This window comes from Nocardioides terrigena, assembly GCF_003047265.1.
Lineage (GTDB): Bacteria > Actinomycetota > Actinomycetes > Propionibacteriales > Nocardioidaceae > Nocardioides > Nocardioides terrigena.
Map to the genome: position 1 here is coordinate 200598 of NZ_PZYY01000001.1, position 24664 is coordinate 225261.

Annotated in this window: 25 protein-coding genes; 19 read left to right on the plus strand and 6 right to left on the minus strand. The window is 72.7% G+C overall.

Annotation, left to right across the window (positions count from 1 at the left end; all coding sequences use genetic code 11):
• The first annotated feature begins 39 nt into the window (after positions 1–39).
• Positions 40–723, plus strand: a complete 684-nt coding sequence (locus DAE25_RS00935; RefSeq protein WP_159083506.1) for an SGNH/GDSL hydrolase family protein — start codon at positions 40–42, stop codon at positions 721–723.
• Between the two features lie 70 nt (positions 724–793).
• The gene (locus tag DAE25_RS00940; RefSeq protein ID WP_107764396.1) at positions 794–1120 is read left to right on the plus strand and encodes a putative quinol monooxygenase; all 327 of its coding nucleotides are present in this window, start codon (positions 794–796) and stop codon (positions 1118–1120) included.
• A 294-nt stretch (positions 1121–1414) separates the two neighbouring features.
• Here the strand turns inward: DAE25_RS00940 and DAE25_RS00945 are convergent, their stop codons facing one another.
• Entirely contained in the window at positions 1415–2449 is a 1035-nt protein-coding gene (locus DAE25_RS00945) for a LacI family DNA-binding transcriptional regulator (RefSeq protein ID WP_234410762.1), read from the minus strand.
• 179 nt (positions 2450–2628) lie between these two features.
• On the opposite strand from DAE25_RS00945, the gene DAE25_RS00950 reads away from it, so the two are divergent.
• From DAE25_RS00950 to DAE25_RS01000, 11 genes are all read left to right on the plus strand, one after another.
• Positions 2629–4140, plus strand: a complete 1512-nt coding sequence (locus DAE25_RS00950) for a sugar ABC transporter ATP-binding protein (protein ID WP_107764398.1) — start codon at positions 2629–2631, stop codon at positions 4138–4140.
• Positions 4137–5222: an ABC transporter permease gene (locus DAE25_RS00955; protein ID WP_234410763.1), complete on the plus strand. Its 1086-nt coding sequence runs from the start codon at positions 4137–4139 to the stop codon at positions 5220–5222. The genes DAE25_RS00950 and DAE25_RS00955 overlap by 4 nt, the downstream gene beginning before the upstream one ends.
• Entirely contained in the window at positions 5219–6271 is a 1053-nt protein-coding gene (locus tag DAE25_RS00960; RefSeq protein WP_107764399.1) for an ABC transporter permease, read from the plus strand. Before DAE25_RS00955 ends, DAE25_RS00960 begins: the two co-directional genes overlap by 4 nt.
• Positions 6272–6294: 23 nt before the next feature.
• Positions 6295–7338, plus strand: coding sequence for a rhamnose ABC transporter substrate-binding protein (gene rhaS, locus DAE25_RS00965; RefSeq protein ID WP_107764400.1), 1044 nt, complete (start codon positions 6295–6297; stop codon positions 7336–7338).
• A gap of 191 nt (positions 7339–7529) precedes the next feature.
• The gene (locus DAE25_RS00970; protein ID WP_107764401.1) at positions 7530–7934 is read left to right on the plus strand and encodes an L-rhamnose mutarotase; all 405 of its coding nucleotides are present in this window, start codon (positions 7530–7532) and stop codon (positions 7932–7934) included.
• Positions 7931–9094 carry an L-rhamnose isomerase gene (gene rhaI / locus DAE25_RS00975; RefSeq protein ID WP_107764402.1) on the plus strand — a complete coding sequence of 388 codons (1164 nt, stop codon included), beginning with the start codon at positions 7931–7933 and terminating at the stop codon, positions 9092–9094. The genes DAE25_RS00970 and rhaI overlap by 4 nt, the downstream gene beginning before the upstream one ends.
• A gap of 59 nt (positions 9095–9153) precedes the next feature.
• Positions 9154–11217, plus strand: coding sequence for a bifunctional aldolase/short-chain dehydrogenase (locus tag DAE25_RS00980; RefSeq protein ID WP_107764403.1), 2064 nt, complete (start codon positions 9154–9156; stop codon positions 11215–11217).
• Between the two features lie 59 nt (positions 11218–11276).
• Complete coding sequence (locus DAE25_RS00985; protein ID WP_234410764.1) at positions 11277–12743, plus strand: rhamnulokinase; 1467 nt, start codon at positions 11277–11279, stop codon at positions 12741–12743.
• Positions 12740–13525, plus strand: coding sequence for a (Fe-S)-binding protein (locus tag DAE25_RS00990; protein ID WP_107764404.1), 786 nt, complete (start codon positions 12740–12742; stop codon positions 13523–13525). The genes DAE25_RS00985 and DAE25_RS00990 overlap by 4 nt, the downstream gene beginning before the upstream one ends.
• Positions 13522–15000 carry a lactate utilization protein B gene (locus DAE25_RS00995; protein WP_107764405.1) on the plus strand — a complete coding sequence of 493 codons (1479 nt, stop codon included), beginning with the start codon at positions 13522–13524 and terminating at the stop codon, positions 14998–15000. Before DAE25_RS00990 ends, DAE25_RS00995 begins: the two co-directional genes overlap by 4 nt.
• Entirely contained in the window at positions 14997–15629 is a 633-nt protein-coding gene (locus DAE25_RS01000; protein ID WP_107764406.1) for a LutC/YkgG family protein, read from the plus strand. The genes DAE25_RS00995 and DAE25_RS01000 overlap by 4 nt, the downstream gene beginning before the upstream one ends.
• A 398-nt stretch (positions 15630–16027) precedes the next feature.
• On the opposite strand, the gene DAE25_RS01005 is transcribed toward DAE25_RS01000, so the two are convergent.
• Entirely contained in the window at positions 16028–16405 is a 378-nt protein-coding gene (locus DAE25_RS01005; protein WP_107764407.1) for a TraR/DksA family transcriptional regulator, read from the minus strand.
• A gap of 51 nt (positions 16406–16456) precedes the next feature.
• Between DAE25_RS01005 and DAE25_RS01010 the strand changes: the two genes are divergently transcribed.
• Positions 16457–16747 (plus strand): DUF1330 domain-containing protein, encoded by a 291-nt coding sequence (locus tag DAE25_RS01010; RefSeq protein WP_107764408.1) that lies wholly within the window; start codon positions 16457–16459, stop codon positions 16745–16747.
• Positions 16748–16825: 78 nt separating this feature from the next.
• On the opposite strand, the gene DAE25_RS01015 is transcribed toward DAE25_RS01010, so the two are convergent.
• On the minus strand, positions 16826–18103 hold the full coding sequence (locus DAE25_RS01015; RefSeq protein ID WP_107764409.1) for an ammonium transporter: 1278 nt from the start codon (positions 18101–18103) through the stop codon (positions 16826–16828).
• Positions 18104–18378: 275 nt separating this feature from the next.
• On the opposite strand from DAE25_RS01015, the gene DAE25_RS01020 reads away from it, so the two are divergent.
• From DAE25_RS01020 to DAE25_RS01030, 3 genes are read left to right on the plus strand one after another with little or no spacing between them, the layout of a single operon-like run.
• On the plus strand, positions 18379–19236 hold the full coding sequence (locus tag DAE25_RS01020) for a hypothetical protein (RefSeq protein ID WP_107764410.1): 858 nt from the start codon (positions 18379–18381) through the stop codon (positions 19234–19236).
• A 58-nt stretch (positions 19237–19294) separates the two neighbouring features.
• Positions 19295–20203 carry a cation diffusion facilitator family transporter gene (locus DAE25_RS01025; RefSeq protein ID WP_107764411.1) on the plus strand — a complete coding sequence of 303 codons (909 nt, stop codon included), beginning with the start codon at positions 19295–19297 and terminating at the stop codon, positions 20201–20203.
• A 34-nt stretch (positions 20204–20237) separates the two neighbouring features.
• Positions 20238–20639, plus strand: a complete 402-nt coding sequence (locus tag DAE25_RS01030; RefSeq protein ID WP_107764412.1) for a hypothetical protein — start codon at positions 20238–20240, stop codon at positions 20637–20639.
• Here DAE25_RS01030 and DAE25_RS01035 read toward each other — a convergent pair whose 3' ends face one another.
• A complete protein-coding gene (locus tag DAE25_RS01035) occupies positions 20640–21350 on the minus strand; it encodes a hypothetical protein (RefSeq protein ID WP_107764413.1) in 711 nt (236 codons plus the stop codon).
• Positions 21351–21456: 106 nt separating this feature from the next.
• On the opposite strand from DAE25_RS01035, the gene DAE25_RS01040 reads away from it, so the two are divergent.
• Positions 21457–22275, plus strand: coding sequence for a glycerophosphodiester phosphodiesterase (locus DAE25_RS01040; RefSeq protein ID WP_159083507.1), 819 nt, complete (start codon positions 21457–21459; stop codon positions 22273–22275).
• 23 nt (positions 22276–22298) lie between these two features.
• The gene (locus DAE25_RS01045; protein WP_199907381.1) at positions 22299–23357 is read left to right on the plus strand and encodes an MBL fold metallo-hydrolase; all 1059 of its coding nucleotides are present in this window, start codon (positions 22299–22301) and stop codon (positions 23355–23357) included.
• On the opposite strand, the gene DAE25_RS01050 is transcribed toward DAE25_RS01045, so the two are convergent.
• Both DAE25_RS01050 and DAE25_RS01055 read right to left on the minus strand, forming a co-directional pair.
• Complete coding sequence (locus DAE25_RS01050) at positions 23333–23743, minus strand: GNAT family N-acetyltransferase (protein WP_234410765.1); 411 nt, start codon at positions 23741–23743, stop codon at positions 23333–23335. The genes DAE25_RS01045 and DAE25_RS01050 overlap by 25 nt on opposite strands.
• A gap of 11 nt (positions 23744–23754) precedes the next feature.
• Positions 23755–24657, minus strand: a complete 903-nt coding sequence (locus DAE25_RS01055) for an alpha/beta hydrolase (RefSeq protein WP_107764416.1) — start codon at positions 24655–24657, stop codon at positions 23755–23757.
• Positions 24658–24664 lie beyond the last annotated feature (7 nt).

A 24664-nucleotide genomic window follows, 5' to 3' on the forward strand; every position in this document is an offset into this window, starting at 1 on the left:
GGTTCGGCGCCCGGGGCGGTCGGTCAGTACGGTCGGTCGGTGGTCAAGCGCGTGGTGCCCGTCATCGTCGTCGCCCTGGCGGTCGCCGCCGGTGGTGCGTGGCTCTGGCGCGCCCACCAGCAGGGCGAGGCGTGCGAGATCATCCGTGCCGGCGTCGAGCGCCGGCCCGACGAGGCGGTGGGGACCGGGCCGCGCAAGGTCGTGGTTATGGGCGACTCCTACGCCCAGGGCTTCGGCCTCAGCGACCAGACCGAGTCCTGGCCCACCGCCTTCGCCGCCGAGGCGGACGCCACCGTGCGGGTCGACGGCTTCGCCGGCTCCGGCTTCACCGGGTCCGCGTTCTGCGACGGCGAGGAGTTCGGCACCCGGGCCAAGGGTCTCGCCCGCGGCGACGACGAGGTGCTGGTGATCCAGGGCGGGCTCAACGACGTCAACGCCGACCCGGGGCTCATCGAGTCCGCCGCGGTCGCGGTGATCGAGACCTCGGACGCCGAGGCGGTCGTCGGTCCGCCCCCGGCGCCGAACCGGGACCTGGCTCTCACGGCAGCGACGGACGAGGCGCTGGCCCGGGCCGCCGACGAGTCGGGCATCGTCTACGTCTCGACGCTGGCCTGGGACGACCTGGGCTACCTCCCCGACCGGCTGCACCTGACCCCGGAGAGCCACGGGGTCTTCGGGACCCGGGTGGCCGACGCGCTCCTCGAGGCCGGCGTCCTGCGCTGAGCGTCCCCGGTCCCCGGGCCGGCCGTATCCTCGGACGCGTCCGTCCCGCCCCCGCACGAGGAGTCACGCGTTGATCTTCATCACCGCCAAGTTCCAGGTCCGTCCCGAGTCGGCCGAGCAGTGGCCCGAGATCAGCCGGGCCTTCACCGAGGCCACCCGCGCCGAGCCCGGTTGCCTGTGGTTCGACTGGTCGCGCAGCCTCGACGACGACTGCGAGTACGTCCTGGTCGAGGCCTTCGCCGACGACGCCGCGGGTGCGGCCCACGTCGGGTCGGACCACTTCAAGGCCGCGACGGCCGAGCTGCCGCAGCACCTCGCCGCCACCCCGAGGATCGTCAACACCACCATCGAGGACTCGGACTGGTCCGAGCTAGGCGAGATGGCCGTCGACGCCTGAGCCTCCCGATGGCCCGGTCCGGCGGGCTGTCCCTCGCGTGTAACGCGCTGTTACACCCGCTCCACACCCCACCGGTGGGGTGTGGAGCAACCGTGACGGCGCGTTACAGCGGGGAGGCGGGGACCGGCGTCCGACCTCAGGCGTACGACGCCGGCGACTGACAGCTCCACCCGCGACAGCGGCCCGTGCGATCCACCCGGTGGACCGCACGGGCCGCTGTCATCTCGGAACCCAGCCCACTCCCCGGCGATGGGTCGATCGGAACCGACCCGGGCCGACCGGCGTACGGGCGCGTCAGCCCAGCGTCGAGCGCCGGGCGACCAGCTCGGGCTCGAAGACGACCTGCTCGTGCACGTGGGCCGGGTCGTCGGCCTCGGCGAGCAGCAGGCGGGCGGCGGTGCTGCCGAGCTCGGCGCGCGGCTGGCGCACCGAGGTGAGCGGGACGGCCGCGGCGGCGGCGAAGTCGATGTCGTCGAAGCCCACGATCGCCAGGTCGTCCGGGACCCGGACCCCTGCGGAGGTGGCCTGCTGGAGCAGCCCGAGGGCGACCAGGTCGTTGGCGCAGAAGACGGCGGTGGGGCGACGCCGAGCCGGGAGCCCGGCGAGCCGCTCGCCGGCGGCGCGGCCCTCGGCGACCGAGAGCGCGGTGGTGGGCACGACGACGAGGTCGGCCTCGGGCAGCCCGGCCTCGCGCCACGCCTGGCGGGCGCCCTCGAGGCGCTCGCGCACCTGGCCGAGCGAGTCGGGGCCGCCGACGAAGGCGATGCGACGGTGCCCCCGGTCCACGAGGTGGTCGACCGCGAGTCGACCGCCGAGCACGTCGTCCACCGACACCGTGCAGAAGGCGGCCCCGGGACGGGTCCGGTCGACGATCACCAGGGGGGTGCCGCGCCCGGCCAGGTCGGCCAGGGTGGGGGAGTCCGGGTCGACCGGCGTGACCAGGATGCCCTGCACCCGCTGCTCCTGCAGGTGCCCGAGGTGCGCGGCCTCGCGGCTGGCGCGGTTGTCGCTGTTGCAGAGGAAGAGCGAGAGGTCGCGGTCCTCGGCGACGTGTTCCATCCCCTGGGCGACGTCGGTGAAGAACGGGTTGGTCGCGTCGAGCATCACGTAGCCGATGGTCCGGCTGCGCCCGGCCCGGAGCTGGCGGGCCGACTCGTTGCGGACGAAGCCGAGGTCGGCCATGGCCTTCTCCACCCGGGTGCGGGTGTCGGCGCTGACCCGCTCGGGTCGGTTGAGCACGTTGGAGACGGTGCCCAGGGAGACCCCGGCGCGGAGGGCGACGTCCTTGACGGATGCGCTGCGCCCCGAGCCGTCGCGTGGGTGCGGCACGACGGCGCCTCCTTCCGAGAAGTTGAAACGATCGAACGCTGATGCGGTGCGGTCCACCGTCAGCGGTGAGCCGCACTCTAGCCGGAAATGATCCAGAAGGGCCTTGACGGCTGTGACTGCCATCACTTAACGTCTCAGCCATCGAATTGAAACCTTTCAATCGATGACGAGGAGGACCCGTGACCGGCAGCAGCACCCCCGTGCTCGAGCTCCGCGACGTCTCGAAGTCGTTCGGCCCGGTCGTCGCCCTGCGCGCCGGCAGCCTGCGGGTCGAGGCCGGCTCGATCCACGCCCTGGTGGGGGAGAACGGCGCTGGCAAGTCGACGCTGGTCAAGGTCGTCGCCGGCGTGCACCGCCGCGACGGCGGTGACTTCCTGCTCGGTGGCGACAGCGTCGACTTCGGCTCGACCTCCGACTCCAAGGACGCGGGCGTCGCCGTGATCTACCAGGAGCCGACGCTCTTCCCCGACCTCTCGGTCATGGAGAACATCTTCATGGGGCGCCAGATCGTCGGCCGCGGCCGCCGCATCGACCGGGCGGCGATGTACGCCGAGGCGGAGGGCCTCTTCGGCCGTCTGGGCGTCGACCTCGACCCGCGCCGGCCGGCCCGCGGCCTCTCCATCGCCGACCAGCAGATCATCGAGATCGCCAAGGCGATCTCCCTCGATGCACGCCTCCTCATCATGGACGAGCCGACCGCCGCCCTCAGCGGGGTCGAGGTCGAGCGCCTCTTCGCGGTGGCCCGCAGCCTGCGCGACGAGGGCCGTGCCCTCGTCTTCATCTCGCACCGCTTCGACGAGGTCTTCGACCTGTGCGACACGATCACCGTGATGCGCGACGGCTCGTACGTCGCCACGCACCGCACCGAGGACACGTCCTCCCCGGCCATCGTCGCGGAGATGGTGGGCCGCGAGGTCGCCGACCTGTTCCCCAAGACACCAGCCGAGATCGGTGAACCGGTCCTCGAGGTCGAGGGCCTCCAGTCGCGCGGCGTCTTCCACGACGTCTCGTTCACCGTGCGCCGCGGGGAGATCGTCGGCCTGGCCGGGCTCGTCGGCGCCGGCCGCAGCGAGATCGCCCGAGCCGTCTTCGGCGTGGACGGCTACGACGCCGGTCGCGTCCGGCTCAACGGCCGCGAGATCCGCCGACGCAGCCCCCGCGCCGCCATCGACGCGGGCATGGCCTTCGTGCCGGAGGACCGCCGGGCGCAGGGCCTCGTCACCGAGGCGTCCGTGGCCCGCAACGTGGCCTCGGTGATCCGGGGCGGGCTCGCCCGCGCCGGGCTCCTCACCACCGGAGCCGAGAACCGGGCCGCGGGTCCGTGGGCCGGCCGTCTCGAGGTCAAGACCAACGCCCTGGACATGAGCGCGCGCACCATGAGCGGCGGCAACCAGCAGAAGGTCGTCATCGCCAAGTGGCTGGCCACCGAGCCCGACCTGCTGATCATCGACGAGCCCACGCGCGGCATCGACGTCGGTACCAAGTCCGAGGTGCACCGCCTGCTGTCCGAGCTCGCGGGACAGGGCATGGCGATCCTGATGATCTCCAGCGAGCTGCCCGAGGTGCTCGGCATGGCCGACCGCGTCCTGGTCGTCTGCGAGGGCCGGATCACCGCCGACCTGCCGCGTGCGGACGCCACCCCCGAGGCCGTGATGCACGCGGCCACCCGCCAGCTGGAGGTTGCCGGATGACACCCCACGCCGGGATCAGGCACCCGGACGGCACCGAGGCCTCCACGAGCGAGGTGCTCCTGGTCGAGCCGAGCACGCTGTCGCCCGCGCGACGCATGGCCACCACGGTCCTGCGGTCCCGCGAGCTGTCGATCTTCCTGGTGCTCGTCGCCGTCACGGTCGTCGCCACCCTCAAGAACGAGAGCTTCCTCTTCAGCGCCGACGGCTGGCGCAACTTCTGGGTCAACCCGTCGCTCCTGCTGCTGCTCGCGGTCGGTCAGGCGGTGGTGGTGATCACCCGCAACGTCGACCTGTCGGTCGGATCGGTGATGGCGCTGACGGCGTACCTCACCGGGCGGCTCTTCATCGACCAGCCCGGCCTGCCCATCGTGGCGGTCTTCGCCATCTGCATCCTCGCCGGCGCCGTGCTCGGCCTGGTCAACGGCATGCTGGTCGCCTACTTCAACGTGCCCTCGCTGGTGATCACGCTGGGCACCCTCTACATCTACCGCGGCATCGTCCTCTCGTGGGCCGGGAGCGACCGGATCAACGCCGGCGACCTGCCGAGCGACTTCCTCGCCCTGGGCAACAAGGCGATCCTGACCATCCCGGTGCTGACGATCATCGCCATGGCGGTGCTGGCCGCGGTCGGCTACTACCTCTACACCGCACGCGGCGGTCGCGAGTTCTACGCCATCGGCTCGGACCCCGACGCGGCGGTGCTCTACGGGCTGAACGTACGCCGCCGGGTGCTCGCGGCCTTCGTGCTGAGCGGAGCACTGGCCGGCCTGGTCGGCGTCCTCTACACCGCTCGGTACGGCACGGTCAGCTCCGGCGTGGGCTCGGGCATCGAGCTGCAGGCGGTGGCGGCCGTGGTGGTCGGCGGCGTGGCCATCTTCGGTGGCAGCGGCACGGTGTGGGGAGCGGCCATCGGCGCCTTCCTCCTGGTGACCATCAACCGCGCCCTGCCCAGCCTGGGCATCGAGGACTTCTGGCAGCGCGCCGTGGTCGGCGTACTGATCCTCGGCGCCATCGTGCTCGACCGCCTCCTGGCCAACCGCCAGGCGCGCAAGCTCGCCGAAGCAAGGGAGATGACGACATGACGTCGCCGCGTACCTACTCCGACTTCTCCCAGCCGTTGTGGAGGCGGGTGCTGCTGACCCGCGAGATGGCGGTGATCGTCCTGACGGTCGCGGTGGTGCTCTACTCGCTGGCCAACGTGCCCAACTTCGACGGTCCGCTGACGGTCAAGTTCCTGCTGCAGGACATCGCCCCGATCCTGCTCATCGCCCTGCCGATGACCCTCATCATCATCACCGGCGAGATCGACCTGTCGGTGGCCAGCATCGTGGGCCTGAGCAGCGTGATGCTCGGGGTGCTCCACGACAACGGCCTCTCGGTCCCGGTCGCCGCCCTGCTGGCGCTGCTCCTCGGTGCGGCCTGCGGAGCGCTCAACGGCTTCCTGATCGCCTACGTCGGCCTGCCGTCACTGGCCGTCACCATCGGCACCCTCGCCCTGTTCCGGGGGATCGCGGTGGGCCTGCTCGGGACGAAGGCGGTCACCGAGTTCACCGAGCGCTGGACCGACCTGGCGACCGACACGCTCGGGTCCAGCAACATCCCCGTCGTGATGGTCCCGTTCGTCGTCCTCGCGATCGGGTTCTCCCTGCTGCTGCACTTCTCGACCTTCGGCCGCGGCGTCTACGACATCGGGCTCAACGACGAGGCGGCCCACTTCACCGGCGTCAACGTGGCGCGCACCAAGTGGATCCTGTTCGTGCTCTCCGGCGTGGTGTCGGCCTTCGCCGGCGTCTACTACACGCTCCGCTTCGGCAGTGCCCGCGGCGACAACGCCACCGGCATGGAGCTCCAGGTGATCGCGGCGGTCCTGCTGGGCGGGGTCTCGATCTTCGGCGGACGCGGCCGCCTCCACGGCGTGATCGCCGGCGTCGTGCTCATCGGCGTGATCGCCAGCGCGCTCCGCCTCGAGGGCGTGACCGTCAACGTCACCAACATCATCATCGGGCTGCTCCTCATCGCCTCGGTGATCTCCACCCCCCTGTTGTCGTGGGTCGCCACCCGGCTCCCACGCAAGGCTCCTCCGTCCGAGGAGCCGACCACTCCGAAGCAGGCCACACCGGCCGGCGTCTGAAACCAAGAGAAAGGTTGGATGGAATGAACCTCCATTCGAACCGGGCGACCGCGCTGGCAGCGTTGGTGCTCAGCTTGTCCCTCCTGACCGCGTGCGGCTCCGAGGACTCCGGGAGCGACTCCGGCGGCGAGTCCGACGGTGGCGGAGACGTGTCGCTGACCATGCTCCCCAAGAACCTCGGCAACCCCTACTTCGACACCAGCACCACGGGCGCCGAGGCGGCGGCCGAGGAGGTCGGCGCGACCATCGAGCAGGTCGGCCCCGAGACCGGCGACGACCCCGCCGGACAGGTGCCCTTCATCAACACCGTCGCCCAGCAGGGTGAGGACGGGCTCATCGTGTCGGCCAACGACCCGGAGGCGATCTGTGACGCCATCGGGGAGGCCCGCGACGCCGGCGTCAAGGTCGTCACCTTCGACTCCGACACCAACCCCGAGTGCCGCGACCTCTTCATCAACCAGGCCACCTCGGAGGGCATCGCCGCCAAGCAGCTGGAGCTGATCTCGGAGCAGATCGGCGGCGCCGGTGAGATCGCCATCCTCTCGGCGGCGGCCAACGCCACCAACCAGAACGCCTGGATCGAGATGATGGAGGCCGAGCTCGAGTCCAACCCGGACTACGCCGACATCGAGCTGGTCGACACCGTCTACGGCGACGACCAGGACCAGAAGTCCTTCGACCAGACCGAGGCCCTCCTCCAGAACCACCCGGACCTCAAGGGCATCATCTCGCCCACCACGGTCGGGATCGCTGCCGCGGCGCGCTACCTCTCCGAGTCGGAGGCCAAGGGCAAGGTCATGCTGACCGGGCTCGGCACCCCCAACCAGATGCGGCCGTTCGTCGAGGACGGCACCGTCGAGGCCTTCGCCCTGTGGAACCCGGCCGACCTGGGCTCCCTCGCGGTCTACGCCACGGCGGCGCTGGTCAACGGTGACATCACCGGCGAGGAGGGCGACACCTTCGAGGCCGGTGAGCTCGGCGAGTTCGAGGTCGGCCCCGACGGCGTCGTCCTGCTGGGCGAGCCGTTCACGTTCAACGCCGACAACATCGCCGACTTCGACTTCTGATCGTCCCAGCCCGAGCGAAGCGAGGGCTGGAGAAGACGATCAGGTTGAGGAGGGTCCCGCAGACCCGAACGTGTGAGGGGCTGCGGAACCCGTCTCGAAACCTCAGCCACGTTTCGAGACGGGCCCTGGGGCCCTCCTCAACCGGCGACCACCACCACCACCTGCGATCGACGAGGAGGCGTGAGCCTGCCATGAAGCGCTACTGCTTCCAGCTCCAGGTCAGGCCCGACCGCATCGACGAGTACGTCGAGGCCCACGCAGCCGTGTGGCCCGACATGCTCGCGGCCCTCGCGGACACCGGCTGGCACAACTACTCGCTCTTCCTCCGGCGTGACGGCCTGCTCATCGGCTACGTCGAGAGCGACGACCTGGCCGCGGCCCAGAGCGCGATGGCGGCCACCGAGGTCAACGCCCGGTGGCAGGCCGCGATGGGCGGGTTCTTCGAGGACCTGGACGTCCCTCCCGACGAGGGGTTCCTGCTCCTGGAGGAGGTCTTCCACCTCGAGGACCAGCTCCCCGCTACCCACCCCGCGAGCACCCGCTCGACTCCCAGCCCGACCTCCAGCTCGACCTCCAGGACGAAGGATCCGTCATGACCGTGTTCGCCGACATCGCCACCGCCCTCGAGGGGCTGGCCATCGAGGTCCCGTCGTGGGCCTACGGCAACTCCGGCACCCGCTTCAAGGTGTTCGGCAGCCCCGGGACCCCCCGCACGGTGCAGGAGAAGATCGCCGACGCCGCGACCGTGCACCGCTTCACCGGGCTCGCTCCCACGGTGGCGCTGCACATCCCGTGGGACCACGTTGACGACTACGCCGCACTGGGGGCCTACGCCAAGGAGCACGGCGTCGCGCTGGGGACGATCAACTCCAACACCTTCCAGGACGACGACTACAAGCTCGGCAGCCTCACCAACGCCGACCCCGCGGTCCGTCGCAAGGCGGTCGAGCACAACCTCGCCTGCATCGAGGTGATGAACCGGACCGGCTCCCGCGACCTCAAGATCTGGCTCGCCGACGGCACCAACTACCCCGGCCAGGGCGACATCCGCGCCCGGCAGGACTGGCTGGCCGAGGGCCTCGCGGAGATCTACGCCCAGCTGTCCGAGGACCAGCGACTGGTCCTGGAGTACAAGTTCTTCGAGCCGGCGTTCTACCACACCGACGTCCCGGACTGGGGTACGTCGTACGCCCACTGCACCGCCCTCGGCGAGCGGGCCCTGGTGTGCCTGGACACCGGTCACCACGCGCCCGGCACCAACATCGAGTTCATCGTGGCGCAGCTGCTGCGCCTGGGCCGGTTGGGCTCGTTCGACTTCAACAGCCGCTTCTACGCCGACGACGACCTCATCGTCGGTGCCGCCGACCCGTTCCAGCTGTTCCGGATCATGGTCGAGGTCATCCGGGGCGGCGGCTTCGGACCCGACAGCGACGTCGCGCTGATGCTCGACCAGTGCCACAACATCGAGGACAAGGTGCCCGGCCAGATCAGGTCGGTGCTCAACGTCCAGGAGATGACCGCCCGTGCGCTGCTCCTGGACGCCGAGGCGCTGGCCGCGGCCCGGGCCGCGGGTGACGTGCTCGCCGCCAACGCGGTCTTCATGGACGCCTTCTACACCGACGTGCGCGCCGACCTCGCCGGCTGGCGCGAGGAGCGCGGGCTGCCGGGCGACCCGATGCGCGCCTACCTCGACTCCGGCTACCAGCAGCAGATCGCGGCCGACCGGGTCGGCGGCGCCCAGGCCGGCTGGAACTGACCGCCCGCACGCCTCGACCGACCGACGCCCCCCGACGTACGACACCGAAGGACACCACCGTGAGTGACCCCAGCACCGCCGCCCCGTCTGCCGTCTCCGACCTGGTCGAGCGGTCCAACCGCCTGGGCCAGGACCCGAAGAACACCAACTACGCCGGCGGCAACACCTCCGCCAAGGGCGTCGAGACCGACCCGGTGACCGGTGAGGACCTCGAGCTGTTGTGGGTGAAGGGCTCCGGCGGCGACCTGGGCACGCTGACCCCGGCCGGGCTGGCCGTGCTGCGGCTGGACCGGATGCGTGCGCTGGTCGACGTCTACCCGGGCGTCGAGCGCGAGGACGAGATGGTCGCGGCGTTCGACTACTGCCTGCACGGCAAGGGCGGCGCCGCCCCCTCGATCGACACCGCCATGCACGGGCTCGTGGACGCGGCGCACGTCGACCACCTGCACCCGGACTCCGGGATCGCGATCGCGACCGCCGCGGACGGCGAGGCACTGACCGAGCAGGTGTACGGCGACAAGGTGGTGTGGGTGCCGTGGCGCCGGCCCGGCTTCCAGCTCGGCCTCGACATCGCGGCCATCAAGGAGGCCAACCCGCAGGCGGTCGGTTGCGTCCTGGGCGGCCACGGGATCACGGCATGGGGCGACACGAGCGCCGCGTGCGAGAAGAACTCGCTGTGGATGATCCGCACCGCGGAGCGCTACATCAAGAAGCACTCGAAGAAGGACCCCTTCGGGACGCGGCTCAAGAAGTACGAGCCCCTGGCCCCCGCGAAGCGCAGGGCCCGCGCGGCCGAGCTGGCCCCGCTGCTGCGCGGCGTGGCCTCGCAGGACCGGCCGATGGTCGGGCACTTCACCGACGACCGGGTCGTCCTCGACTTCCTTGCCGCGAAGAACCACGTCCGGCTGGCCGAGCTCGGCACCAGCTGCCCGGACCACTTCCTGCGCACCAAGGTCAAGCCGATGGTGCTCGACGTGGCGCCTACCGCCTCGCTGGACAAGGTGCGCGAGCGGGTGGCGGAGCTGCACGAGGCCTACCGCGCCGACTACGCGGCCTACTACGACCGCAACGCGAAGGCCCTCGGCGGGACGTGGCCGGCCATGCGCGGCGCCGACCCGCTGATCATCCTGGTGCCCGGCGTCGGGATGTTCTCCTACGGCAAGGACAAGCAGACCGCCCGCGTGGCGGGGGAGTTCTACACCAACGCGATCAACGTGATGCGTGGCGCGGAGGGGCTCTCGACGTACGCCCCGATCGACGAGTCGGAGAAGTTCCGCATCGAGTACTGGGCCCTCGAGGAGGCCAAGCTCCAGCGGATGCCCGCCCCCAAGCCGCTCGCCACCCGGATCGCGCTGGTCACCGGTGCCGCGTCCGGCATCGGCAGGGCCATCGCGGTCAAGCTCGCCGCCGAGGGTGCCTGCGTGGTGATCGCGGACCTGTCGCTGGAGAAGGCGCAGGCAGCCGCCGCCGAGATCGGCGGTCCTGACGTGGCCGTCGGCGTGCAGGTCGACGTGTCCGACGAGCGGGCCGTGCAGGCCATGGTCGATGCCGCCGTGCTGGCCTTCGGTGGCCTCGACCTGGTCGTCAACAACGCCGGGCTGTCGCTGTCCAAGTCGCTGCTCGACACCACCGTCGCGGACTGGGACCTCCAGCACGACGTGATGGCCAAGGGCTCGTTCCTCGTCTCGCGGGCCGCAGCACGGGTGCTCATCGACCAGAAGCTCGGCGGGGACATCGTCTACATCTCGTCGAAGAACTCCGTCTTCGCCGGCCCCAACAACATCGCCTACTCCGCGGTCAAGGCCGACCAGGCCCACCAGGTGCGGCTGCTGGCCGCCGAGCTCGGCGAGCACGGCGTCAAGGTCAACGGCGTCAACCCCGACGGCGTGGTCCGCGGGTCCGGGATCTTCGCCGGCGGCTGGGGCGCCCAGCGGGCCGCGGTCTACGGAGTCGACGAGGAGAACCTCGGCGAGTTCTACGCCCAGCGGACCCTGCTCAAGCGCGAGGTGCTCCCCGAGCACTGCGCCAACGCCGTCTTCGCGCTCTGCGGCCCGGAGATGACCCACACCACCGGCCTCCACATCCCCGTCGACGCAGGCGTCGCCGCGGCGTTCCTCCGCTGACCGACGACTAGGGTGCGAGCAGGAGGGGCCGGTGGTTGAGGTGCGATCAGGAGGTCCCGGTGGTTGAGGTGCGAGCGCAGCGAGCCTCGAGACCGTCCGTCAGCGTCGCCGCCGTCGACCTGGGCGCGTCGAGCGGCCGGGTGATGCTCGGCGAGGTCGGTCCCGGACGCCTGCACCTCGAACCGGTCGCCCGTTTCGCCAACACCCCGGTGCGCACGCCCGACGGCCTGCACTGGGACGTCCTCGGCCTGTACGCCGCGGCGCTGGCGGGCCTGCGCTCGGCGGCCCGGCTCGCCGGGACCTCGGGGACGGGGCCGCTGGCCAGCGTCGCCGTGGACAGCTGGGCGGTCGACTACGGCCTGCTCCGCGACGGCCGGCTGCTCGGCACGCCCTACCACTACCGCGACGAGCGGCGCTGCACCGTCGGACCCGAGATCGTGCACGCCGCCGTGCACGCCGAGGACCTCCAGCGCCGCAACGGGCTGCAGTTCCTCCCGTTCAACACCATCTACCAGCTCGCCGCCGACCCGTGGGTCCACGACGCCGACCGGATGCTGCTGGTGCCCGACCTGCTCGGCCACTGGCTCACCGGCCGCGAGGTCGCCGAGGTCACCAACGCCTCGACCACCGGTCTGCTCGACCCGGGCACGGGGCGGTGGGACGACGAGCTCATCGCGATGCTCGGCCTGCCGCGGAAGGTCTTCGCCGATCTCGTCCGGCCCGGCGACGTGGTGGGAGACCTGTCCGCGGACGTCGCGTCCTCGCTGGGGGTGGACCACCTGCCGCTGGTCGCGGTCGGCTCCCACGACACCGCCTCCGCCGTGGTGGGGACCCCGCTCGCGGACGACGCATCGGCGTACCTCTCCCTCGGCACGTGGGGGCTCGTCGGCCTGGAGCTCGACTCGGCCGTGCTCACCGGCGCGGCCCGCGCGGCCAACTTCACCAACGAGGGCGGCGTCGATGGCACCGTGCGCTTCCTGACCAACGTCATGGGGACCTGGCTGCTGAGCGAGACCATGCGCACCTGGGACCGGACCGACCTGGCCGCCCTCCTGGCCGCGGCCGCGGACGTGACGGGCGAGGTGCCGGTCTTCGACGTCCAGGACCCGCGCTTCGTGCCGCCGGGCGACATGCCGGCCCGCATCGCGGCGTGGTGCGCCGAGCACGACGTCCGGCCACTGGGCGACGCCGCGACCACCGTGCGCAGCATCGTCGAGTCGCTCGCGGCGGCGTACGCCACGGCCCTCGACACCGCCGGCACGCTGGCCGGTCGCACGGTCAGCACCGTCCACGTCGTCGGCGGGGGCGCCCAGAACACCCTGCTCTGCCAGGCGATCGCCGACCGCTCGGGGCGCGAGGTCGTCGCCGGCCCGGTCGAGGCCACCGCCCTGGGCAACGTGCTCGTGCAGGCCCGAGCGGCCGGCGCGGTGACCGGCGGGCTCGACGACCTGCGTGCCCTCGTAGGGGTGACCCACGACCTGCGACGCTTCACGCCTCGTGACGCGCGGGGCAGGATGCACGCATGAGAGTCGCCCTGCTGGTCACGTGCATCAACGACGCGATGTACCCCGACACCGGCAAGGCCGTGGTCACGCTGCTGCGCCGCCTCGGGGTCGAGGTCGACTTCCCGACAGCGCAGACGTGCTGCGCCCAGCCGATGGTCAACACGGGCTACCTCGACGAGGCCGTCCCCGTGGTGCGCACGTTCGTCGACGCCTTCGCGGGGTACGACGCCATCGTCACGCCGAGCGGCTCGTGCGCCGGCTCCGCGCGCCACCAGCACTCGATCGTGGCCCGCCGCTCCGGGGACCCCGGCCTCGTGGCGGCCGTCGCGGAGACCGGCCCGCGGACCTACGAGCTGAGCGAGTTCCTCGTCGACGTGCTCGGCGTGACCGACGTCGGCGCCTACTTCCCGCACCGGGTGACCTACCACCCCACCTGCCACTCGCTGCGGATGCTCGGGGTCGGCGACCGGCCCCGGCAGCTGCTCGAGAAGGTGCGCGGGCTGACCCTCGTCGACCTGCCTCAGGCCGAGGAGTGCTGCGGCTTCGGTGGGACGTTCGCGGTGAAGAACGCCGACACGTCCGTGGCGATGGGATCCGACAAGGCGCGCCACGTGCGCGAGACGGGAGCCGAGATGGTGGCGGCCGGCGACAACTCGTGCCTCATGCACATCGGCGGGCTGCTCTCGCGCGAGCGCTCCGGGGTCCGCACCGTGCACCTCGCCGAGATCCTGGCCGCCACCGAGGACACCGAGTCCCGCTCCGGTGGACCGGCCGTCGGCGCCCGGGCAGGAGATCTGGCATGACGGGCACCTTCGTCGGCATGCCGGCCTTCCCCGAGGCCGCCCGCGCCGCGCTGGGCGACACCCAGCTGCGCCACAACCTCGCGCACGCCACCAAGACGATCCGCGACAAGCGGGCCCGGGTTGTCGCCGAGGTCGAGGACTGGGAGGAGCTGCGCATCGCCGGCGCCGCCGTCAAGGAGGCCGCGCTGCGCGACCTGGCCACCCACCTCGAGCAGCTCGAGGCATCCCTGGTCGCCGGCGGCGCGACGGTCCACTGGGCCCGCGACGCGGCCGAGGCCTGCGAGATCGTCGCGCAGGTCGCCCGCTCGCACGGCGTCGACGAGGTGGTCAAGGTCAAGTCGATGGCCACCCAGGAGATCGGCCTCAACGAGGTGCTCGAGGCCGAGGGCATCGCCGCGTGGGAGACCGACCTCGCCGAGCTCATCGTGCAGCTCGGCGACGACCTGCCCTCCCACATCCTGGTACCGGCCATCCACCGCAACCGCGCCGAGATCCGCGAGATCTTCCGCCGCCGGATGGCCGACGTCGGCCGCCCCGCCCCCGACGACCTCACCGACGAGCCCGCGGTGCTGGCCGCCGCCGCCCGCGCCCACCTGCGGGAGAAGTTCCTGCGCGCCAAGGTCGGCGTCTCGGGCGCCAACTTCGCCGTCGCCGAGACCGGCACCCTCGTGGTCGTCGAGTCCGAGGGCAACGGCCGGATGTGCCTGACCCTGCCTGAGGTGCTCGTCAGCGTGGTCGGCATCGAGAAGGTCGTGCCCACCTGGCGCGACCTGGACCCACTGCTGCGGCTGCTGCCGCGATCCTCGACCGGGGAGCGGATGAACCCCTACACCTCCACTTGGACCGGGGTCACCCCCGGCGACGGGCCGCAGGAGGTGCACGTCGTCCTGCTCGACAACGGCCGCACCAACGCCCTGGCCGACGACGTCGGGCGCCAGGCCCTGCGCTGCATCCGCTGCTCGGCCTGCCTCAACGTGTGCCCGGTCTACGAGCGGGTCGGCGGTCACGCCTACGGCTCGGTCTACCCCGGGCCGATCGGCGCGATCCTCAACCCGCTCCTCAACGGCGTCTCGGACGAGCAGACCGCGTCGCTGCCCTACGCCTCCTCGCTGTGTGGTGCCTGCTTCGAGGTCTGCCCGGTGCTCATCGACATCCCCTCGGTGCTGGTCGACCTGCGCGCGCAGGTCGTCGACAGCCACCGCGGCGACACCGTGCCCAAGCCCGAGGCCGCGGCGATGAAGGCCGCGGCCTGGACGTTCTCCGACTCCCGGCGCCTGGGCTGGGCCGAGACGGCGTCCGGCCTCGCCGGTCGCGTGCTCGGCCGCTTCGGTCGTACGACGCTCCCGGGCGGTCGCCGGGCGGCCGGCCGGCTGCCGGGTCCCGCGAGCGCGTGGACGTCGGCGCGCGACCTGCCCGCACCGCCTGCGGAGTCCTTCCGCGCCTGGTGGAAGCGCACCGACGGAGGACGGCGATGACGAGCGCCCGCGACGAGATCCTGGCCAAGGTCCGGGCCGCCCTCGAGGGCGTGGAGCCGGCCGGGCCGCTGCCCGCGCCGCCGATCGTGCACCCGGTGGACGACCTGGTGGGCCGCTTCGCCGAGCGGGTCGAGGACTACCGCGCCGTGGTGACCCGCTGCTCGGCCGACGAGGTCGCGGCCACCGTGGCCGCCGTGCTCGCCGGCGGCAGCGCCGTCGTACCTGCCGGCCTCGGCCTCGACGTGCCCGGTGCCGTCGTCGACCCTTCGACGGGCCCAGGACACCGCGTCGGCCTCTCCGCCGCGGACCTCGACGGGATCGACGCCGTGGTGACCGCCGCCCGCGTGGGCATCGCGGAGACCGGCACCATCGTGCTCGACCACGCAGAGGACCAGGGTCGCCGGGCGATCAGCCTGGTCCCCGACCTGCACGTCTGCATCGTGCGTGCCGACCAGGTGGTCGCCGACGTCCCGGACGCGGTGGCGCTGCTCGACCCGCAGCGTCCGCTGACCTGGATCAGCGGGCCCAGCGCCACCAGCGACATCGAGCTCGACCGGGTCGAGGGCGTCCACGGCCCGCGCACCCTGCACGTGGTCCTCGTCGACGACGAGGCGGTGGACCTCCCCTGAGCCGCGAGGCGTGGGACGTCGTCGTGGTCGGTGCGGGGCCGGCCGGCTCGGCGGCCGCGCTGGGCGCCCTCGCGGAGGACCCGTCGCTGCGCGCGAGGTTCGGCTCGCTTCCCTGCGCACCTGCGCAACTCACAGGGTGGGTGTCCTCCGCTTCCCTGCGCGCCTGCGCAGGTATCGAGGCGGGCAGTGGACGTTTCCCTGCGCACGTGCGCAGGTAAGGCCCGGTCGCCTGCCCTGATAGCTGCGCACCCGCGCAGGTAAGGCCCGATGGCCGCACCCCATGGCTGCGCACCTGCGCAGGGAAGGCCCGATCTCCTCGGCCCGAGAGCTGCGCACGCGCGCAGGGAACGCGCGGACGGCTCGCCCCATGGCTGCGCACCTGCGCAGGGAAGGGCCCGCTAGCGTGCACCCGGCTGGGTCAGTGCCGGGTCAGGGCAGGGACGCGCAGGCACGCACCTGCGCGCCGTGGGTCGGGCCTCGAGGCGGGCGGCCGGGATCGGGTTGCCGCAGCGCTCGCAGGTGCCGTAGGTCGCGTCGTCGAGCCGGGACACGGCACGGTCCACCTCCGCGAGGTGGTCGCGCGCCTGGGCGACCAGCGCCCCGATCTGCGAGCGCTCGAAGGCGATCGTCGCCCCCTCAGGGTCGTGCTCGTCGTCGGCGTTGGTGTCGAGGGATGCCGCGACCACCGAGTCGTAGTCACCCGTGAGTGCCGCCAGCCGGGCGAGCACCGTCGCCCGCTCGGCCTCCAGCCGTGCCCGTGCCCGTGACTCGTCCACCCCTGCATGCTGCCACCGACGCGTCACCCGGCACCCGACAGGATGGGTCCCATGAGTGCCTACTGGATCAGCATCTACCGGGAGATCACCGACGAGGCGAAGGTCGCGGCGTACGCCGAGCTGGCCGGGCCCGCGCTGCGGGCGGCGGGCGGGACGTTCGTGGTGCGCGGACTGCCGGAGCAGACCTACGAAGCGGGCGAGGTGACGCGCACCGTGGTCAGCGTCTTCGACTCGGTCGACGCGGCCCGGGCCGCCCACGACAGCCCGGCCTACCAGGAGGCGCTGGCCGCGCTCGACGGCGGCGCCGTGCGGGACCTGCGGATCGTGCCGGGCGCGGAGTAGCCCCACCCGGTCCGCTCCGGACAGGCGAACGGCGCCACGGCCCTGCAGCAGGCCGTGGCGCCGTTCCACCCCGAGCGATCAGTGTGTTGTCGTCCCACCGCCGAACACACCGAGCTCGTAGCTCTGCTCCGCGTGCACCGCTGCGTCGATGCCCGCGACCTCGTGCTCCTCGACGACCCGCAGGCCCATCACGGAGTCGAGGACCTTGGCGATCGCGAAGGTGACCACGAAGGAGAAGACCAGGACCGCGAGCGCACCGACCACCTGCCGGGTGAGCTGGTCGATGCCGCCCCCGTAGAGCAGGCCGTCGACGCCGGCAGGCGCGGCCGCGGTGGCCAGGAAGCCGACCGCCACCGTGCCCCACAGGCCGCCGACCAGGTGGACGGCGACGACGTCGAGCGAGTCGTCGTACCCGAAGCGGAACTTCACGCCGATCGCCAGCGAGCACAGGATGCCCGCGACCGCGCCGACCACGATCGCGCCCAGCGGCGAGACCGAGGAGCAGGCCGGGGTGATGGCGACCAGGCCGGCCACGACACCGGACGCCGCACCCAGCGAGGTGGCGTAGCCGCCGACGACCTTCTCGGTGGCCATCCACGCGAGGCTGGCGGCGGCGGTGGCGACCAGGGTGTTGACCCACGCGACGGCGGCCGTGTTGTTGGCCGCGACCGCCGAGCCGGCGTTGAAGCCGAACCAGCCGAACCACAGCAGGCCGGCACCGAGCATCACCAGCGGCAGGTTGTGCGGGCGCATCGCCTCGGCGCCGAAGCCGCGGCGGGTGCCCATCACGATCGCCAGGGCCAGGGCCGCGGCACCCGCGTTGATGTGGACGGCCGTGCCGCCCGCGAAGTCGATCGCCGCCAGGTCGTTGGCGATCCAGCCGCCGACGTGGTCGCCGAGGGAGAAGTCGAAGACCCAGTGCGCGACCGGGAAGTAGACCAGCGTCGCCCAGATCCCGGCGAAGACCATCCAGGCGCCGAACTTCATCCGCTCCGCCACCGCGCCCGACACCAGCGCCACGGTGATGATCGCGAAGACCGCCTGGAAGCCGACGAAGGCCATCGCCGGGAGCCCGCCCTGGGTGGAGGTGACGTCCTCCATCAGGCCGCGCAGGCCGGCGTACTGGAACGGGTCGCCGAGGAGACCGCCGCCGATGTCGTCGCCGAACGCCATCGAGTAGCCGTAGAGCACCCACAGCACGCTGATGAGGCCGAGCGCGCCGAACGACATCATCATCATGTTGAGCACGCTCCGCACCCGGACCATGCCGCCGTAGAAGAGTGCGAGGCCGGGCGTCATCAGCAGCACGAGACTCGCGCTGGTGAGGATCCAGGCGGTGTCGCCGGTGTTGACCATGGTGACCTCCTGAGGTCGTGGAGAAGCAGGTTCGTGCTCCCGAGCCGCACCGTGGCACCACCCTCGGGCCGCCGTGTTGTCCCTGCGGGCCGGCGGCGTTTCGTCGCGGTTACCGATCCGGGGGCCGCGTGTCGGGCGTGTGAAAGGTGGACGGTTTCGCTGAAGACCCCACGGGCCGTCCTCGATGCTGGTGTCCTGAGGGCAGTGTGTCCGTGGGTTGGAGGGGTCTCGGGACCGTCGGGCGCTTGCCGCAACCGCCGCGTGTGGAGGTCCCGATGACCGAGTACGACGCCAGCCCGCCCGAGACGCCGGCGCGACGCTTCACCGTCGCCGCCGACGGCACGATCCACGGTGACGACGGCGCCGACGGCCGCCTCGCCGCGTCGCTGCGCTACGCCTGCCGGGTGGCCGGGCAGCTCGAGTTCCTCACCGGGGCGGGCGACCTCGAGTGGGTCAGCACCGTGAGCACCACCGCCGTCACCGCCCGCGTCGGGTGGAGCGATGCGCGCGAGGTGACGCTGTCGGCCGAGGTCGAGACCGGGGAGGCCCGCGCACCCAAGGAGTTCACCGTGGTGGGCGGCGCCGACGTGCACGCGGCGCTGGGCCACTGCATGCAACGGGTGCGACAGATGCTGGGCACGCACTGGAGCGCGGTCATCACCGGGGACAAGCGGGTCGTCGCCGCGGCGGTCCCGCAGTCCGGCGGCGCGGTCCTCGATGCGATGGCCGCCCTGCCCGAGGTCGGCGTACGGGCGCTGGCCGTGCTCGGCGCGCTGGAGGAGCCCTACCGCGAGACCTGCGTCCTGCTCGACTACACGCACGGGACGATGCTGGTCGCCGCGGTCGGGGACCATGCGCTCTACGCCTTCGCCGACAAGCTCGACCCCCGGGTGGTGGCCGAGATCGTCGACGAGGTCCGGGCCGTGCTCGCGCCCGGCGACGTCGCCCGTGCCGACACCATCGCGAGCGGGGAGACCCGGGTGGAGCCGCTCGGGGCGGACCCTGCCGCGGCGTCCGCACCCGTGCCCGCCCCGGCGTCGACCGGCGTGCCCGTCCAGCAGGCCGGGATGCGCTTCCGGGCCTCCCAGCCGCGCGAGCCGCGGACGTCCCGCTGGGGTCGCCGCGGCGGCTGACGTCCCGGTCCGGCTGCGGGCTGGCTACCGTGGTCCCGGCAGGACGAGCGGAGGCGGCATGGGGGCAGGGCACGGCCACGGTCACGGGTCCGGGCACGCCGGGGAGCGGCACCGGTGGCGGCTCGCGGTCTCCTTCGGGCTGATCGCCGCCTTCTTCTCCGTCGAGCTCGTCGTCGGCCTCACGTCCGGCTCGCTCGCGCTGCTCTCGGACGCCGGCCACATGGCCGCCGACGTGGTGGCGCTCGGTGCCGCGCTCGTCGCCACCCGGGTCGCGAGCCGCCCCGACACGACCGGCCGGCGGACGTACGGCTCCTACCGGGCCGAGGTCTTCGCCTCCGGCCTCGCGGTGCTGCTCATGCTGGGGGTGTCGGCGTACGTCGTCGTCGAGGCGCTCGGTCGCCGCGGCTCCGACGTCGCGGTCGCCTCTACCCCGATGCTGGTCGTCGGTGGCCTCGGCCTCGTGGTCAACCTCGTCGCCCTGCTCCTGCTGCGCGGCGGCGCCGACGAGTCGCTCAACGTGAAGGGCGCCTACCTCGAGGTCGTGGCCGACACCCTGGGCTCGGTCGGCGTGCTCGTCGCGGGGTGGCTGGTCGCCACCACCGGCGACGGGGTCTGGGACACCGTGGTCGCCCTGGCGATCGGGATCTTCGTGGCCGTGCGCGCCCTCGTGCTGGGCCGCCAGGTGCTCGCCGTCCTCGGCCAGCACGTGCCCGCCGGGATGGAGGTCGAGGTGATCGCCGCCGACCTCGCCGCCCTCGAGGGGGTCGCCGACGTCCACGACGTCCACGTCTGGACGCTGACGTCGGGCATGCACGTCGCCACCGCCCACCTCGTCGCACAGGAGGGGCAGGCTCAGCGGGTGCTCGACGACGCCCGCAGCCTGCTGCGTCGCGAGCACGAGATCTCGCACGCCACCCTCCAGGTGGAGTCGGCCGCCTCCCGGGAGTGCCACGAGCTCGACTGGTGAGGCGGGCTCCGGGAGGTGACGGCATGCTGGTGCCATGCGCTTCACCGAGCACGAGCTGACCGTCGCCCTCACCGCCGCGGCCAAGCCGGTCGCCGCGGCCCAGAAGCGGGGCCTCCGCAAGGGCCGCCAGGACCCGGACGCCGTGTGGAGCGAGATGACCGGTTACGAGCGCTACCAGGTGCTCGACGCCCTCGGTGGCCAGCTGCTGCCGGCCCTGGTGGCGCTGCCCGACGTGGAGGTCGCGACCGGGACCCGGCCGGAGTTCAGCGACGCCCAGGTCCTCGCCGCGGTCGAGGAGACACTCGGCGACGCGCCCGGCGGCCGGATGCGTCGCAAGGTCGTCGTCGCGGCCCGGGTCGCGGTGCTGCGGGCCGCGCTCGCGGGGCTCCCGCCGCGCAGCGATCCCGACACACTGCAGGTGCCCGACTCCCTCTGATCAGCCCTCCGGGCCCGGGTCGCCCGCGGCCCGCTGGCCGCCCCCGTCGTCCTCGTCCTCGTCGGGCAGGTGCGGGTCGGCGAGGAGGTACTGCGTCAACCGGCCGTCCTCGCTCCGCTCGTGGTGGCGCAGCGGCTCCGGGACCATCCGGCCCTCCGCCGTGTCCCAGAAGCCGTCGACCCGGCGGGCGACGGTGCGCGCGACCCGGCCGGGCACGCCCTGGTGGGGGATGTAGGGGTGCGGCCGGGTCGGCGCCGTGAGCTCGGCCCGGTAGAGCCGCTCGCCCCAGTCCGGGTCGCTCTCACGCCGGGCGGCGGCGAGGTCGACCACCAGCGCGCGCTCCATCTGGCAGGTCTCGGCGAGCTCGCGTCGTACGTCGCTCCAGATCGACTCCCACGGCCGGCGCACGGCGTACGACGACCCGTAGAGCTTGGCCTTGACCTGCGACAGGGCGACCTCGAAGCGACGGCTCTGTGCGACGAAGTCGTGGGCGCGCTCGGGTCCGTCCACGACGTGGCTCCGGACGGCGGGGACGACCACGGCGAGCGTCGCGGCGTTGTGCCGGCTGGCGCTGGCGAGGAACGTGTCGATCGCCGGGTACTGGTCGCGCGGGTGCTGGGGATCGGTCGTCGGGCGCGCCACGGAGGCGAGGTCGAGCCTCTCGACGAGCATCTGGTGGGTCACCCGGAGACCGGGCACGAGCGTGTCCATGGCGCGACTCCCGTGCGGCCGGGCGGGCGCCCGGCCCTCCTTCCAGTGTGCGTCGGGGCGGGGAGGGGGACAAGGGACCTTCGTCCCGGCAGGCATGATGTCCGCCGTGTCCCGCACCCTCGCCCTGGTCCTGACGCCGCTCGTCGCGCTGGCGCTCGCCCTCCCGCTCGCCGCCGTCCCCGCGTCCGCCACCGAGGGCGCCGGCGGTGGACGGGACTTCTCCGTCACCGCCCACCGCGGCGGCCCGACGAAGACCCTCGGCGAGAACACCATGGCGGCCTTCCGGCACTCCCTGCGCGCCGGCGCGACCGCCCTCGAGACCGACGTACGCCGCACCCGGGACGACGAGCTCGTCGTCCTGCACGACAGCGGGCTGGGCCGCACCACGACCTGCACCGGCCCGATCGGCGCGTGGACGCGACGCCAGCTGGACCGGCAGTGCCTCGAGCGCACCGGACGCCGGCCGATCCCGCACGTCGAGGAGCTGCTCGCGCTGGCGACGTCCCGCGCGGAGCGGGGCCGGCCGTTCTCGCTGATGCTCGAGCTCAAGGGCAGCAACTGGTCGGTGACCCAGGTCCGCCGGGTGGTCAACCTGGTCAAGGACGCCGGGCTCGTCGACGTCACCGCGATCTCGTCGCTGCGCGCCACGGTCCTCGAGCGGGTACGCCGCCTCTCGCCGCGGATGGGCAACCAGCTGATCGTCAGCGGCTGGCGCAAGGTCCGGCAGGCCAAGGGCCTGGTGGGCGGCTACAACGTGCCCGCCCGGTTGCTCTCCGAGCAGCGCGTGAGGCGGCTGCACCGCCAGGGCGCGGTCGTCCTCGGCGGCTACGCCCTCACCCGCCCGGAGTGGCGCACGCTCCGCGACGTCGGCGCCGACGGGGTGGTCACGCCAGACGTCACCGCCTACCGTGCCTGGCTCGGCTGAGCCACCCGCCTAGAGTCGGGCCGGTGACCTCGACCGCCCTCGCGATCTCGCCTGACTCCGGCACCCACTGGACCGAGCCCGGCGCCTGGGCCGTGGCGCCGGGGGTGCACCGGATCCCGCTGCCGCTCCCGATGGACGGGCTGCGGGCGGTCAACGTCTACGTGCTCGAGACCGACGACGGGCTCACGCTCATCGACGGCGGCTGGGCCATCGAGGTGTCCCGCACCCAGCTCGAGCAGTCGCTCAAGGAGATCGACCGGCAGGTCGGCGACATCCGGCGCTTCCTCGTCACGCACGTGCACCGCGACCACTACACGCAGGCCGTCACCATCCGCCGCGAGGTCGGCTCGCACGTCAGCCTGGGGATCGGCGACAAGGCGACCCTGGACGTGATCCACGAGCACGACTCGGGCGGGACCGATCCGCACATCACGCTGCTCGAGCGCGCCGGGGCGCCCGACATCGCCCGAGCGTGGGGTGACTTCACCCGCCGGCAGACCCCCGACCTCTCGTTGTGGGACTACCCCGACACCTGGCTGGAGGGGGACACCACCCTGGAGGTCGGTGACCGCGCCCTCGACGCCGTGCACACCCCCGGCCACACCCGGGGCCACTACGTCTTCGCCGACCGGGACGCCTCGCTGCTGTTCGCGGGCGACCACGTGCTACCGACCATCACGCCGTCGATCGGCTTCGAGCCGGCGGTCGCGGCCCAGCCGCTGGGCGACTTCCTGGGCTCGCTGACCAAGGTCCGCGGCCTGCCCGACCTCGCGCTGCTGCCCGCCCACGGCCCGGTCGCGCCGTCCTCGCACGCCCGGGTCGACGAGCTGCTGGCCCACCACGAGGACCGGCTAGCGCTGTGCCTCGAGGCGGTCGGCGACGGTGCGCTGTCGTCGTACGACGTCGCGGGCGTGCTGCCGTGGACGCGGCACGAGCGGACGCTGGCCTCGCTCGACGTCTTCAACTCGGCGCTGGCCACCCTCGAGACGCGCGCCCACCTCGAGCTGCTCGTCGCCCGCGGCGCCGTCGGGCACGCCGAGCAGGACGGGGTCGTCGTCTACCGGCGCACCATGGGCACGTGAGCCACGCCGTCCTCGACGAACTCCGGGCCGCTCACCTCGAAGCCGTACGACGCGTAGAACCCGGTCAGCCCCGTCTGGGCGTCCAGCCGCACCTCGCGCCCGCCGACCTCCGCCATCGCGGCGTCCATCAGGTCCCGCGCCAGGCCGCGACCGCGGGCTGACGCGGCGACGACGACACGGCCGATCCGCGCGTGCGTGCCGTCGTCGAGGAGTCGCAGGCACCCGACCAGCTCGTCGCCGTCGTGGGCCAGCACGTGCCGCGTCTCCGGCTCCAGGTCACGGCCGTCGAGGTCGGGGTAGGGCGAGGCCTGCTCGACCACGAAGACCTGCTGGCGCAGCCGCCACAGCGTGTACGCCGCCCGCGCGTCGAGGTCGTCGAAGGTCACCGTCGAGATCCTCACGAGCAGAACTCCACGACCTGGCGGAAGGCGCGACGGGCCTCGGGCACGAGGGGGAGGATCCCGTAGACGTGGATGAGGTCGGGCTCCTCGACCCAGGTGAGGTCCCAGCCGGCCTCCGCGGCCCGGGTGGCAAGCAGCCGGCACCCGGGGGCGAGAAGGTCGCGGGTGCCGTAGAGCATCAGCGCCGGGGGCAGCCCGGAGAGGTCGGCCAGCGCGGGGGAGACCTCGGGCCGGCCCAGGTCGTCGGGGGAGCCGGCCCACCACCCGGCGTACGCGTGCAGCTTGCCGAGGAACAACCACGTGTCCCGCTCGGCGAACGCGGCGGTCTCCGGGGTGCTCGTCGTCAGGTCGACCCAGGGGGCGTGGAGCACGAGGTGCGTCGCGGGGGTGTGCCCGCGGTCCCGCATCGACTGGGCGATCGCCAGCGCCAGCCCGCCGCCGGCGGAGTCGCCGGCCAGCACGATCCCGCCGGGCTCGTCGGCCCAGCGCGCGGCGTGCTCGACCAACGCGTCGTGGGAGTCGCGCCACGTGTGCTCGGGCGCCAGGGGGTAGTCCGGCATGACGATCCGGGCCCGGAGCGCGCGGGCCAGCCGGACGGCGTACCGGACGTGGAAGGCGTCGATGCCGGCCATGTAGCCGCCGCCGTGGACGTAGTAGATCGTCCGCACCGGCTCGACGTCCCGGGGCGTGAGCACGTGCGCCACGAAGCCGTCGAGCTCCTCGACCCGCACGGCGTAGCGGCGGTCGAGCCCGCGCACCGCGCGGGTGGGGAGCGACCGGTCGAGGGTCCGGTGCCAGGCCTCGACGCGGGCTCGCTCGGCGGGCTCCGAGTCGAGGTCGCGGCTGCGGCGCAGGCGCGGGATCGCGGCCGCGACGAGTTGGTGGCGTCGGCTCGGCATGGCGGCC

Coding starts and splice junctions, on each gene's coding strand:
- DAE25_RS01015 (WP_107764409.1), bottom strand. CDS start 18,103: ATGGTCAACACCGGCGACACCGCCTGGATCCTCACCAGCGCGAGTCTC.
- DAE25_RS00970 (WP_107764401.1), top strand. CDS start 7,530: ATGAAGCGCTACTGCTTCCAGCTCCAGGTCAGGCCCGACCGCATCGAC.
- DAE25_RS01020 (WP_107764410.1), top strand. CDS start 18,379: ATGACCGAGTACGACGCCAGCCCGCCCGAGACGCCGGCGCGACGCTTC.
- DAE25_RS01010 (WP_107764408.1), top strand. CDS start 16,457: ATGAGTGCCTACTGGATCAGCATCTACCGGGAGATCACCGACGAGGCG.
- DAE25_RS00955 (WP_234410763.1), top strand. CDS start 4,137: ATGACACCCCACGCCGGGATCAGGCACCCGGACGGCACCGAGGCCTCC.
- DAE25_RS00995 (WP_107764405.1), top strand. CDS start 13,522: ATGACGGGCACCTTCGTCGGCATGCCGGCCTTCCCCGAGGCCGCCCGC.
- DAE25_RS01035 (WP_107764413.1), bottom strand. CDS start 21,350: ATGGACACGCTCGTGCCCGGTCTCCGGGTGACCCACCAGATGCTCGTC.
- rhaI (WP_107764402.1), top strand. CDS start 7,931: ATGACCGTGTTCGCCGACATCGCCACCGCCCTCGAGGGGCTGGCCATC.
- DAE25_RS01025 (WP_107764411.1), top strand. CDS start 19,295: ATGGGGGCAGGGCACGGCCACGGTCACGGGTCCGGGCACGCCGGGGAG.
- DAE25_RS00960 (WP_107764399.1), top strand. CDS start 5,219: ATGACGTCGCCGCGTACCTACTCCGACTTCTCCCAGCCGTTGTGGAGG.
- DAE25_RS00990 (WP_107764404.1), top strand. CDS start 12,740: ATGAGAGTCGCCCTGCTGGTCACGTGCATCAACGACGCGATGTACCCC.
- DAE25_RS01055 (WP_107764416.1), bottom strand. CDS start 24,657: ATGCCGAGCCGACGCCACCAACTCGTCGCGGCCGCGATCCCGCGCCTG.
- rhaS (WP_107764400.1), top strand. CDS start 6,295: ATGAACCTCCATTCGAACCGGGCGACCGCGCTGGCAGCGTTGGTGCTC.
- DAE25_RS01000 (WP_107764406.1), top strand. CDS start 14,997: ATGACGAGCGCCCGCGACGAGATCCTGGCCAAGGTCCGGGCCGCCCTC.
- DAE25_RS01030 (WP_107764412.1), top strand. CDS start 20,238: ATGCGCTTCACCGAGCACGAGCTGACCGTCGCCCTCACCGCCGCGGCC.